The organism is Alishewanella jeotgali KCTC 22429 (assembly GCF_000245735.1).
GTDB classification, from domain to species: Bacteria; Pseudomonadota; Gammaproteobacteria; order Enterobacterales; family Alteromonadaceae; genus Alishewanella; species Alishewanella jeotgali.
Window position 1 is genome coordinate 117560 of the sequence record NZ_AHTH01000037.1, and the last position, 12362, is coordinate 129921.

The window sequence follows — 12362 nt, forward strand, 5'->3', positions numbered from 1 at the left end:
GGAGCGTTTGGCTACCCCTTAAGGGGTAGGCGGTCAGTATTCAGCCGTAGTGTTACGCTTTGCCAAGAATAGCGTTAGCTCCGCAGCCGGCACCGCCGGCGATACCAGAAAACCCTGACCCGTGTCGCAGCCGGCCGCCATCAGAAAGTCGCGCTGTGCCTGCTGCTCGATACCCTCGGCAATAACTTCTAAGCCCAGTGCCTTGGCCATGGCGATAATGGCCAGGGTGATCTGACTATCACTCTCACTTTGCGGTAAATCGCGGATAAAGCTGCGGTCAATTTTTAGCGCATCCAATGGCAGGCGACGCAGATAAGATAGTGAAGAGTAACCGGTACCAAAGTCGTCAATTGATAAGCGTAAACCCAGCGCCTTAAGTTCCGTCAGTACACTTAAGGTATAGTCAGCGTGCTCCGGGATTAAACAGCTTTCGGTTAGCTCCAGCTCCAGCAAGGAAGCATCGATATCAGTTTGCTGCAAAATCGCCCGTAGCCGGGGCAGAAAATCGGCTTCCGCCAGCTGTAATGCCGAAATATTGACTGCCACCGGCAGCGCCCGCTCACCCCAGCGCCTCAGTTGATGGCAAACCTGACGTAACACCTGTTCGCCCAACTGGTGAATGAGCCCAAGCTTTTCCGCCAGCGGAATAAACAGTGCCGGTGAAATCATCCCCAGCTCCGCATCTTGCCAGCGCACCAGCGCTTCCAGACCGATAATATCGCCGCTCTGTAACGCAAATTTGGGCTGATAATAGACCTGCAGCAGTTGCTGACGCAGTGCCAGGCGTAGCGCTTGCTCCAGCTTTAGTTCCTCTTCATTTTGTAAGCCGCTACTGGCCTGATAAAAACTAAACTGATTGCGGCCGGCACTTTTCGCCTGATACATGGCGACATCGGCATGTTTGACTAACAACTCGGCATTGTGGCCATCTTTCGGATAGACACTGATGCCGATACTGGTGGTTAAAAAGAACTCCTGCTCCAATAGCTTTGCCGGCCGTTCGAATTGCGAAATCAGCCGCTGCGCCAGGTTTTCCAGTGATTTCACACAACTGACTTCCGGGATCAGAATGGTAAATTCATCGCCGCCAATACGGGCCACAGATTCGCCCTCACGCACTGTCGCCTGTAAGCGCTTTGCGACTTCTTTTAATGCCTGATCGCCGGCCAGATGCCCCAGCGTATCGTTAATCCGTTTAAACAAGTCTAAATCAAGAAACATCACCGCCAGCGTGTGCTTATGGCGATGGGCATTGGCCAGTGCCAGTTGCAGCCGATCGAAAAACATCCGCCGGTTTGCCAGCCCGGTTAGCTCATCCATATAGGCCAGTTGATGGATTTTCTCTTCCTGCTGTTTACGCTCGGTAATATCACTAAAAATAGACGCATACTGGGTAATCCGGCCATCTTCAGCGCGGATGGCAGTAATGCTTAGCCATTGCGGGTAGAGTTCACCGTTTTTGCGTTTATTCCAGATTTCACCCTGCCAGTGGCCTTGTTCGAGTAGGGTTTGCCACATCCGGCGGTAAAAATCCGCGGTATGTAAACCGGAGCTGAGCAGACGCGGGGTTTGGCCAACGGCCTCTTCCTGACTATAGCCGGTCAGTTTAGTAAAGCTGGGATTCACCGACTGAATAAAGCCGTGTTGATCGGTAATCATAATGCCGTCCATCGACGCATCAATCACTTTATGTGCCAGCCGTAAATAGTCGGCCGAAGTACGTAGTGCATTATCGCGGTCACGTAATGCCGTTTTCAGCTGCTCAATATAGGCATATTCAACGTTGCGCAGAATGGCACTAAAAGACAGTAAACCACAAATATTGTCATCTTTGGTGACGCCAAGATGACGAATGCCATGCTCGGTCAACTGCTCTACCGCTTGTAGCAGCGTCAATTCCGGCGCTACCGTTAGTAGTGGTCGGCTGGCCAGCTCGCCTATTGATGACACGTCACAGTTCTCTGCCAGTAAACGCACCAGATCGCGTTCAGTGACCAGCCCGTAATCATCAGCTCCAAAGCAGATAATGGCGGCGTCAGCGCGGTGATGGCGCATTTCCGCCACCGCTTCAGCCAAAGGCAAGGCGGCAGCCAAATGCAGCGGTGCCTTGTCAACACAGCTGCCAACGTCCCGAAAGCGCAGATAAAATTCAATTTTTTGCTGGCGGATAATATCGCTTTGCGTCAGTAACCCTATCGGCCGTTGTTGTGGATCCACTACCAGCAAGCGGCGGATATTATGATTCAGCATTAAACTGGCTGCACCGCTAACCCGGGTCAAACCACTGGCACTGATCACCGGTGATGACATCACTGAGCCAACCTTGATCTCTGACGGTTTACTGTCGGCAAAGTCCAGTTTACGGGTGTCAGCTTCTGACCAGATGCCAGTGATCTGACCTTGCTCTTCTACCAAAATACAGCTGACACCATGACTGCGCATTAGCTTTGCGGCTTGTTGCAGGCTGGTTTGTGGCGGGCAGGTTAGCAAGGGCTTTTTAATCAGCTCAGCGATGATCGGCTCGGCGTCGGTATTTTCAGTACCTAATAACAGCTCAGACATAGAATGCTCAATGTAGCGGTAAGATGGTAGCTAGTATAAAAGTATCAGCTGGAGGGGTATTGATCTGGAACAAGGCTGCTTAAGAAGTGAGCGCATAGGTTGGACCGACCAGTATATGAAGAAAGTGTGATTTAGTCAGCTGGTGAAGCTTGCGCTGGATCAATGCAAGGCACAAATAGCCGGTTAAAATCGGCGCCCCAGATCTTGATTGAGACCCAACCTATGTTTAAACCCGAACTGTTATCCCCTGCCGGTAGCTTAAAAGCGATGCGACTGGCCTTTGCTTATGGTGCCGATGCCGTCTATGCCGGCCAGCCGCGCTATAGTTTGCGGGTGCGCAATAATGAGTTTGACTTAGCGGCGCTGGAAACCGGGATCAACGAAGCCCATGCCTTGGGTAAGCGCTTTTATGTGGTCGTCAATATCGCACCGCATAACAGTAAGTTGACCACCTTTATCCGCGACATGCAGCCGGTGGTGGCGTTAAAGCCGGATGCACTGATTGTGTCTGATCCTGGTGTGATTTATTTGTTGCGGCAGCATTTCCCGGAGCAGCCATTACATCTATCGGTGCAGGCCAATACTGTTAACTGGGCGGCGGTTAAATTCTGGCAAACGCAGGGGGTGGAGCGGGTGATTCTGTCACGCGAATTATCTGTCGAGGAAATTGCTGAAATCCGCCGTGAAGTGCCGGAAATGGAGCTGGAGGTTTTTGTGCACGGCGCGCTCTGTATGGCCTATTCCGGGCGGTGTTTATTATCGGGTTATATCAATAAGCGCGATCCGAATCAGGGCACCTGCACTAATTCCTGCCGCTGGCCCTATCAGGTGCATGCTGCTGTGGAAGATGAAGTAGGGCAATTTAAGCCGATCAGTACCCCGGCACTGCTGGAAGAGCAGGGACGGCCGGGAGAGCTGATGACCATCGACGAAGATCTGCATGGCACCTATATTCTGAATTCAAAAGACTTACGGGCGGTTGAGCATGTGCCGGCGTTAACCGCCATGGGCGTGCATTCCCTGAAAATTGAGGGCCGCACTAAGTCACCTTACTATGTTGCCCGTACTGCTCAGGTGTATCGCAAGGCGATTGATGATGCCGTTGCTGGCAAAGCTTTTGATAGCAAGCTGTTAAGTGAATTGGAAGGCATGGCTAATCGTGGTTTTACGGAGGGCTTTTTACGTCGCCATAAGCCGCAGGAGACGCAAAATTATGATACCAGTCACAGTGTGGGTGAGCAGTTACTGGTTGGCGAGTTTATCGCTGAGCAGGATAGCGAAGGCTTTGCGTTACTGGAGGTAAAAAACCAGTTTGCGGTTGGCGATCAGCTGATTTTAATGACGCCACGGGGTAATCAGCCGTTCCGACTTGAAGCATTGCGTAATCAGCAGGATCAGGATCTGCTGCTGGCGCCCGGTGCCTGTTATCAGCTAAAGGTAAAGCTGCCGGCACAGGTTCTATTGCAGCATGCGATGTTGCTAAAACAGCTACCCGTTGCCAGTGCGGCAGCAGCCGGTTTAGCAACAGAGATTGTGTAAGATGACAGCCGTTATTGAGGTAAGTTGTATCAATTGTGATATGTGTGTGCCAGAGTGCCCAAATGAAGCCATTAGCATGGGACCGCTGCATTACCAGGTGGATCCGGCACGCTGCACTGAGTGTATTGGCTTTTATGAAAAGCCGACCTGCATTGAGGTCTGTCCGATTGATTGTATTGAATTAATTGACCCCAGCTGACGCTTGCTTTACGGCATCTGGCCATCTAAGATGGAGTCACCTTGTGCTCGCCGTTAGATAAGATGATGCCATCCCCACTCAGTACGGAGGAAACGTTCCGGCAACTCGCTGATGTGCTGACGCAGAGCGGTTACCCGGATTTTTTACCCACCTTGGTACAACGTATCGCCCACCTGCTTGATGTTGAATTTTGTCTGATTGCTGATACGACACTCAATGCCGCCGAAGCGACGACCGTTGCCTTATGGGGCAACGGACAATTACTGGACAATATCAGTTACCCGCTTAAAGGGACGCCCTGCGAAACCGTGCCAGAGCGGGAGCCCTGTTTGTATCAGCAGGGCGTATGTCAGGCGTTTCCGGATGATAGGTTGCTGGTGGACCTGGGGGTTGAGAGTTACCTTGGCATGCCTATTCTGAATACCAGTGGTCAGAAGCTGGGTATCTTAAGCATTATGGCGGCCAAGGCTTTGCCGCGGCCGGATATCAGCCGTGAGGTATTGCGTATCGCTGCAGCTCAGGTCGGTGCCGAGCTGGAGCGCAGCCAGAGTGAGCGCTTTATCCGCAAACTTACCTATCGCGATGCGGTCACCCAGTTGCCAAATCGTGCGCATTTGCTGGAAAAGTTGCAAAACTGGCCGAGAGTCGATGGCAACAGAGCCGGTTTGGGCGTAGCGCTGATTGATATCAGCCGCTTTAAAGAATTAAACGATCTCTTTAGTTTTAAAGTGGGCGATGAAATCCTGGCTGCTGCCGCCAAGCGGATGCGCGATGATTTACCAGAGAGCTGCTACCTGGCGCGCTATTCTGCCGACCAGTTTGCGCTATTAAGCCCGGTGTATTCGGTCCGTGAGCTGGAGCAATTATGCCGGCAGGTACAAAAGCTGTTTATGTGGCCCTTTCATTGTGCCGGCAGAGATTTTGCGCTGAATGTGAATCTGGGCTGTGCCCTGGTCACTGCCGAAGAGCTGAATGGTCCGGAATTACTGCGTTTTGCCAGTATTGCGCTGGCCGAGGCAAAAAGTAGTGGTAGTGGCCTAAAGGTGTTCGAGCCGTCAATGAGCCAGGCGCTTAGCGAACGGCAAAAGGTATTAGAAAAGTTTATGCTGGCGCTACGCAGTGGCAAGCTCAGTTTAAACTATCAACCACAACTGGATCTGGCGAGCGGCCAGTTATCGGGTGCGGAAGCACTCTGTCGCTGGCATGATGACGAATGGGGTTGGGTCAGTCCAGATACCTTTATCCCGCTGGCCGAAGAGCGTGGCCTGATGCCGGAGTTGGGAAATTGGGTAATGCAAACTGCCTGTCGGCAACTGAATCTGTGGCAGCAAAAAGGTTATCGTTTGCCGGGCCGGTTATCGGTCAATGTCTCGGCCCGCCAGCTCGATAATGAGCAATTAGTAAGTGACTTTGCAGTCTGTAGCAGCGGTATTGCGCCCACCCAGATTGAACTGGAAGTGACAGAATCGTTGATTATGCGTAATCCGGAGCAGTCACTGCGGCAAATGGCCGAGCTGGAAGCGATGGGTTTTAGCTGGGCCATTGATGATTTTGGTACTGGCTACTCTTCGCTGGCTTATCTGACCCGTTTTCGCGCCTCTACGCTAAAGATTGATCGCGCCTTTATCAATAATATCCCCGGTGATCACCATCATAATATGGTGGTAAAAACCATTCTGGCGATGGCGAAAAGTCTGGATATGCTAACCATTGCCGAAGGGGTGGAAACGGCAGAGCAGGCGGCTTATCTGTTGCAACTCGGCTGTGCCCGCGCGCAGGGCTACCATTTTGGTAAACCGGTACCGGCCGATGAGTTTGCTGAGCGATGGTTAAAGCCTCTTGCTGCAAAGACCACTGCTTAACGCCTTACCGAAGCTAAGTTATTTTCAAAGCGCACTACTCTGGCTACAAAGCTGCTGCAGTACCGGCAAGGCCGGATGGGCGTTGTCACTGCGATAGGCCAGGGCAATGGTGCGCTCCAGCTGCAGGCCGGCAATGGGTTTTAACGCCACATCACTACGCTGCAGTAAGCTGTCAAAATCCGGTACCAGCGCACAGCCCACCCCGGCCGATACCAGGCCCAGCGCATACTCTATGGTTTGAATATCAGCGCGCAGAGCCGGCTGAATATTGCGCCGGCTTAGCTGCGGATACAGTAAATCCCAGGCATCACAGGGCGTGCGTTTAATCAGTGGCAGGTCCTGAAAATCGTCCAGCGTCAGCTGCGATTGCAGGCTGAGCGGCCAGGCCGGTGGCAATGCCAATAAATAGCGGTCGCGCCAGATCGGTTGTAATACCTCCCCCCCTTGTTGCTGCGCCGGGGTAATAATCCGCGCGTCGCAAGGCGCATCCGGCTCGACCAGGTGCAGCTCCAGCCCCGGTACCTGCTGGCTAAATTCACGCAGCAGCGCACTCATCCGCTCGACGCCTAAGGCGCGAATTAAACCAAGGCGAAAGCGTACCTTCGCGGCCGGGGCCTGAAACGAGGCTTTTAGCGAGGCCAGCTGCGCCAGTAATTTACCGGCATGGCCATACAGCTTATCGCCTTCCTCTGTTGGCGTAACCCCTTTGGGCAGGCGCAGAAATAAACTCACTCCCAGCTCCTGCTCTAACTGCAACAGGGCCGCCGATAACGAGGGTTGGGCGACACAGCATTGGCGCGCTGCAGCGCTGATACTGCGCTGCTCATAGACCGCAACAAAGTATTTGAGTTGGCGAATATCCATAGTTAAAAGCTATAGCATCTACAGAATTAATATATTTTAACTTTATATCAGGCCGCAGTAGAGTGAGCAACAGAGTAAGACGTTTTGGCGTTAACTGTCGGTTATTACAGCGAATGTCAGGCGTTTCCCATGACATAATGAGGTGTAAGATGGCGCGTCCACAATTTGACTGGCAAGATCCGTTTCAATTTTCCCAACTGTTAACCGAAGAGGAGCGGCTGATCCGTGATACCGCCCATCAGTATTGTCAGGAGCGTTTACAAACCCGGGTGTTAATGGCCAACCGCGAAGAGCATTTTCACCGTGAAATTATGAATGAGCTCGGCGAACTGGGTTTGCTTGGCGCGACCTTACCGGAAAAATATGGCTGCTCAGCTGTTAACTACGTCAGCTATGGCCTGGTCGCGCGCGAAGTGGAGCGGGTTGATAGCGGTTATCGCAGCGCCATGAGTGTGCAATCCTCGCTGGTGATGCATCCGATCCATGAATACGGTACCGAAGCGCAGCGCATGAAATATCTGCCCAGGCTGGCGACAGGTGAGTGGGTAGGCTGCTTTGGTTTAACCGAACCGGATGCCGGCTCCGATCCGGCCAGTATGCGCACTACCGCCAAACGGATTGACGGCGGTTATCTGCTTAACGGCAGCAAGATGTGGATCACCAATAGCCCGATCGCCGATGTGTTTGTGGTTTGGGCTAAGCTGGACGGTGAAATTCGCGGCTTTGTGCTGGAAAAAGGCATGGCCGGTTTGTCGGCACCAAAAATTGAAGGCAAGTTCTCACTGCGCGCCTCCATTACCGGTGAAATTGTGATGGATAATGTCGCCGTGCCGGAAGACGCCTTACTACCTAATGTCAGTGGCCTGAAGGGCCCCTTTGGCTGTTTGAACAAAGCCCGTTACGGCATTGCCTGGGGGGCACTGGGTGCGGCGGAGTTCTGCTGGCATGCGGCGCGGCAATATACGCTGGATCGGATCCAGTTTGGTCGGCCACTGGCGCAAACCCAACTGGTACAAAAGAAACTGGCCGATATGCAAACCGAGATTAGTATTGGCTTACTGGCCTGCTTACAGGCCGGCCGCTTAATGGATGCCGGTTTGCTGCCACCCGAGACCATTTCGCTGATTAAACGTAATTCCTGTGGTAAGGCATTGGAGATTGCCCGCATCGCCCGCGATATGCACGGCGGTAATGGTATTGCCGATGAATACCATGTTATTCGCCATGTGATGAACCTCGAGGCGGTGAATACCTACGAAGGTACCCATGATGTGCATGCGCTGATCCTGGGCCGCGCCCAGACCGGCTTGCAAGCCTTTAGCTAAGCCGGAGGCCAGCATGACCGAAGCCTTGCACCCCTGGTTGCAGGGGTTTTTGGCGCGCATCGAACAAGGCGCCTTACCCACACCACACTGGCCGGACAGCCTGAGCGATAGCGATCTGTACCGGCTGTGGCACAGCCAGCTTTGTAGCCGGCTGCTGGATTTACAGTCGCGCTTACTGCAAGCCAAAGGCCAGAGTTTTTATACCATTGGCAGTGCTGGCCATGAGGCTAATGCTGCGGTGGCCGCTGCGCTGCGCCTGAGCGATCCGGCATTTTTACATTACCGTAGCGGCGCCTTTTTTATTGAGCGTAGCAAGCAGCTACCCGGCAGTACACCGCTGTATGATATGTTGTTGTCGTTTTGTGCTTCCAGTGAAGACCCGATCTCCGGCGGCCGGCATAAGGTGCTGGGTAGCCTGGCACTGAATATTCCGCCGCAAACCAGTACCATTGCTTCGCAATTACCGAAAGCGGTCGGCACGGCTTTTGCCATTGATCTTAGTAAGCGGCTTGGCCAGCCCGGAAACTGGCCGGAAGATGCGATAGTGGTCTGTAGCTTTGGTGATGCTTCGGCCAACCACTCGACGGCACAGGGCGCCATTAACTCAGCCTGTTGGGCGGCCTATCAGCATGTGCCGCTGCCGATTTTGCTGGTCTGTGAAGACAATGGCCTGGGGATTTCCACCCCGACACCGCAAGGCTGGATCGAACAAAGCCTGGCTGAGCGGCCAGAGCTGCGCTACTTTGCTGCTGATGGCAGTGATTTAGCCGAGACACTGCGCGTTGCCAAGGCGGCCGCGCACTATGTCCGCAGCAAACGCGCACCGGCACTGCTGCATTTATCGACGGTGCGCTTATTTGGTCATGCCGGCGCCGATGCGGAAGTGGCCTATCGCAGCAAACAGCAAATTGACAGCGAGCTGGAGCAGGACCCGTTATTAGCCAGCAGCGGCATGCTACTCAGTCGTGGTATCTTATCGCAGGCCGCGCTGTTACAAAGTGTGCAGCAGCTGGCGGCGCAAATTGCCCGCGTGGCTGCTGTGGCCAGTAGCAGACCCAAACTGACCAGCGCTGCCGCCGTAATGGCCTCGATTGCGCCGAGTTATCCCGCTTTACCGACACCGCCATTGCCGCTGCCAGCTGTGCGACAGGCGTTGTTTGCCTATGATCAGCATAACCTGGGTAAAGGCCAGCATCTAGCCAAGCTGTTAAACTGGGCGCTGCACGATCTCTTTGCGCAATATCCACAAACCCTGCTATTTGGCGAAGATGTCGGCAAAAAAGGCGGCGTTTATGGCGTATCGCAGCATTTGGTCCATGCTTTTGGCGCCAACAGAGTGATTAATACCTTGCTCGATGAGCAAAGTATTCTCGGGCTGGCGATTGGACTGGCGCAGCAGGGCTTTTTGCCTATTCCGGAAATTCAGTTTCTGGCCTATGTGCATAATGCCGAGGATCAGATCCGTGGTGAAGCGGCAACGCTGCCGTTTTTCTCCAATGGCCAGTACCATAATGCGATGGTGATCCGTATAGCGGGTCTGGCCTATCAGCGCGGCTTTGGTGGCCACTTTCACAATGATAATTCCTTTGCGGTGTTTCGCGATATTCCGGGCATTATTCTGCTCTGTCCGTCTAACGGTGCTGATGCAGTGCTGCTGTTACGTCAGGCAGTTGAGCTGGCCTACCAGCAAAAGCGGTTGGTGATCCTGCTCGAGCCGATCGCGCTCTATATGACGCGGGATCTGTTACACCCTGGCGATGGCTTATGGCTTTGCCAATACCCAGAGCCAGATCAGCCGTTGCCTGCGCTCGGCGAGCCGGCAGTCTATGGTGAGGGGGAGCAGCTGGCGGTAATTAGCTATGCCAATGGTTATTACTTAAGTCGCCAGGCGTTAGCGGAATTACCGCAGCAGGCAGCGGACATCCGTTTACTTGACCTGCGCTGTCTGGTGCCGCTGCATATCGATGCCATTATTCAGGCGCTGGGCCCTTGTCGCAAAATTCTACTGGTGGATGAATGCCGGCGTCGCGGTTCACTCAGCGAAGAGCTGTTTACACTACTACATGAAGCGCGGCCCAGGCTGTATCAGATCCAGCGTATTACCGCTGAAGACAGTTTTATTCCACTGGGGGCAGCCGCCTATCAGGTACTGCCATCGAAAGCGCAAATCAGCAGTGCCATGCAGCAGTTACTGACTGCGGAGGTGTTAGTATGAGTGGTAAAAAAACCGCTGTCGTCGTTTGCCCCGGTCGTGGCAGCTATAACCGCACTGAGCTGGGCTATCTCAAGCGGGTCGCAACCGACAGTAGCTGGCTTAAGCAATTTGATGCGGTGCGAGAGCAGCTCGGGTTAAGCACGGTAACGGCACTGGATCAGGCGCCGGCCTTTAGTAGTCGCGAGCATTTAAAAGCCGAGAATGCGGCAGCGTTGATTTATAGCTGTGGTATCGCTGATTTTGCGGCCATTGATCGCGAACAGCTGGAGATCGTGGCGGTAACCGGCAATTCGATGGGTTGGTATACTGCGCTCGGCTGTGCCGGTGTCTGGCAGGGTGACAGTCAGATGCAGCTGGTCACCGGTATGGCGCAGCTGACGGCCGAGGCGGCCGGGGCGCAGTTTATCTATCCGCTGGTTAATAGCGACTGGCAGCCCGATGCCGCAAAGCAACGCGCTGTAGCAGAGCAGCTATGGCAACATCAGGGTGCGCTCTTTATGTCGATTGTGTATGGCGGTTACGCAGTGCTGGCCGGCACACAGCAGGCGGTGCAGGCCGCGATGCAGGCACTGCCGCCCTGTGATGAGCGTTTTCCGCTATTGTTACCCGGTCATGCCGCCTTTCATAGCCCCCTGATGCAACCGGCCTCAGATCAGGCGATGAGTCGCTTTGCCGAGCAACTGTTTCACCCACCGCAACTCCCGCTAATTGATGGCCGCGGCCAGATTTGGCCGGCTGGTTTAGCCCAGGCCGCGGCACTAAAAGCCTATACTCTTGGCGATCAGGTCTGTCAGACCTATCACTTTAGTAAGGCTATCGAAGTAGCAGTAAAAGAGTTTGCGCCGGATCACCTGATCTTACTCGGCCCTGGCAGCAGCCTTGGTGGCGCCGTCGCACAAAGTCTGATTGCTGTTAACTGGCACAACTGGCAAAGCAAAGCCGACTTTAGTCAGGCGCAGCAAGCAGAATCTCCCTTTGTGCTCAGTATGGGGCTACCGGAGCAGCGCAAGCTGCTTTGCTAATCTCAAAGAAATCTGCGACTATCTGTTCGGTTAAATATGGCCAGTGTCTGAGGAGCTCACTCCTGACACTGGCGACAATTAGTATTGCTCACGGAGGGCAGAATGAGTGACAAAATGGAAGCACGACAGCTTGGCGGTTGGCTAATTTTGGTTGGAATTGGCATTGTTGTCAGCCCATTTAAAATTAGTCTGTTAATCTATAATACCTATCCTGAACTCTTTAATGTCGATATTTGGCGGACACTGACTAGCCCAGAGAGTGCTCATTACAACCCGTTTTGGGCGCCGTTTATTTTTACCGAACTGGCCATTAACTGTAGTTTAGTGTTGGGGTGGCTGGTGATTGGCTATAAATTCTTTCTGCGACGCCAGGGGTTTCCGAAATGGTATATCGGTATTGCTTTGTTTACGTTGGTTTTTATTTTTCTTGATGCCTTAGCGCTAAAACTAATTTTGCCAGATGAGCCGCTGTTTAATAAAAATACCGGCACGGAGTTTATTCGTTCGTTAATCATGGTTCTGATTTGGGTGCCTTATATGCTGTTCTCGACCCGGGTTAAAGCCACCTTCGTTCGCTAATATCGTAAGCCGCACTGCGTTGTCTTCACTTGCCGGTCAAAAATGTCCGGCAGGACGGCTGCCGTTTGTCCTGAATCTCGGAGTGTTAAACGCAGCTCAAATTTTCTGCGCTTGAAAACATACAAACTTGTATGTATATTGTTGAGCAAACCAGGGCAGGTAAAACCTACCATTGATTAATTCTTCCATCTGCAA

9 protein-coding genes are annotated in these 12362 nt (G+C 53.2%); 7 read left to right on the plus strand and 2 right to left on the minus strand.

Annotated elements, in window-relative coordinates; all coding sequences use genetic code 11:
• Positions 1–33 precede the first annotated feature (33 nt).
• Complete coding sequence (locus tag AJE_RS11185; RefSeq protein WP_008950937.1) at positions 34–2562, minus strand: EAL domain-containing protein; 2529 nt, start codon at positions 2560–2562, stop codon at positions 34–36.
• Between the two features lie 222 nt (positions 2563–2784).
• On the opposite strand from AJE_RS11185, the gene trhP reads away from it, so the two are divergent.
• The 3 genes from trhP to AJE_RS11200 are packed head-to-tail and all read left to right on the plus strand — an operon-like array spanning position 2785 to position 6162.
• Positions 2785–4101: a prephenate-dependent tRNA uridine(34) hydroxylase TrhP gene (gene trhP / locus AJE_RS11190; RefSeq protein WP_039928620.1), complete on the plus strand. Its 1317-nt coding sequence runs from the start codon at positions 2785–2787 to the stop codon at positions 4099–4101.
• 1 nt (position 4102) lies between these two features.
• On the plus strand, positions 4103–4300 hold the full coding sequence (locus AJE_RS11195) for a YfhL family 4Fe-4S dicluster ferredoxin (protein WP_008950939.1): 198 nt from the start codon (positions 4103–4105) through the stop codon (positions 4298–4300).
• Positions 4301–4341: 41 nt separating this feature from the next.
• On the plus strand, positions 4342–6162 hold the full coding sequence (locus AJE_RS11200) for a sensor domain-containing phosphodiesterase (protein WP_237709348.1): 1821 nt from the start codon (positions 4342–4344) through the stop codon (positions 6160–6162).
• 24 nt (positions 6163–6186) lie between these two features.
• Here AJE_RS11200 and AJE_RS11205 read toward each other — a convergent pair whose 3' ends face one another.
• The gene (locus AJE_RS11205) at positions 6187–7026 is read right to left on the minus strand and encodes a LysR family transcriptional regulator (protein ID WP_008950941.1); all 840 of its coding nucleotides are present in this window, start codon (positions 7024–7026) and stop codon (positions 6187–6189) included.
• A 149-nt stretch (positions 7027–7175) separates the two neighbouring features.
• On the opposite strand from AJE_RS11205, the gene AJE_RS11210 reads away from it, so the two are divergent.
• The 4 genes from AJE_RS11210 to AJE_RS11225 all read left to right on the plus strand — a co-directional run bounded on the left by AJE_RS11210 (position 7176) and on the right by AJE_RS11225 (position 12167).
• Complete coding sequence (locus AJE_RS11210; protein ID WP_008950942.1) at positions 7176–8351, plus strand: acyl-CoA dehydrogenase; 1176 nt, start codon at positions 7176–7178, stop codon at positions 8349–8351.
• A gap of 13 nt (positions 8352–8364) precedes the next feature.
• Positions 8365–10566 (plus strand): thiamine pyrophosphate-dependent enzyme, encoded by a 2202-nt coding sequence (locus AJE_RS11215; protein ID WP_008950943.1) that lies wholly within the window; start codon positions 8365–8367, stop codon positions 10564–10566.
• Entirely contained in the window at positions 10563–11588 is a 1026-nt protein-coding gene (locus AJE_RS11220) for a malonyl CoA-ACP transacylase (protein WP_008950944.1), read from the plus strand. The genes AJE_RS11215 and AJE_RS11220 overlap by 4 nt, the downstream gene beginning before the upstream one ends.
• A gap of 102 nt (positions 11589–11690) precedes the next feature.
• Complete coding sequence (locus AJE_RS11225) at positions 11691–12167, plus strand: DUF2569 domain-containing protein (protein WP_008950945.1); 477 nt, start codon at positions 11691–11693, stop codon at positions 12165–12167.
• Positions 12168–12362: the final 195 nt, after the last annotated feature.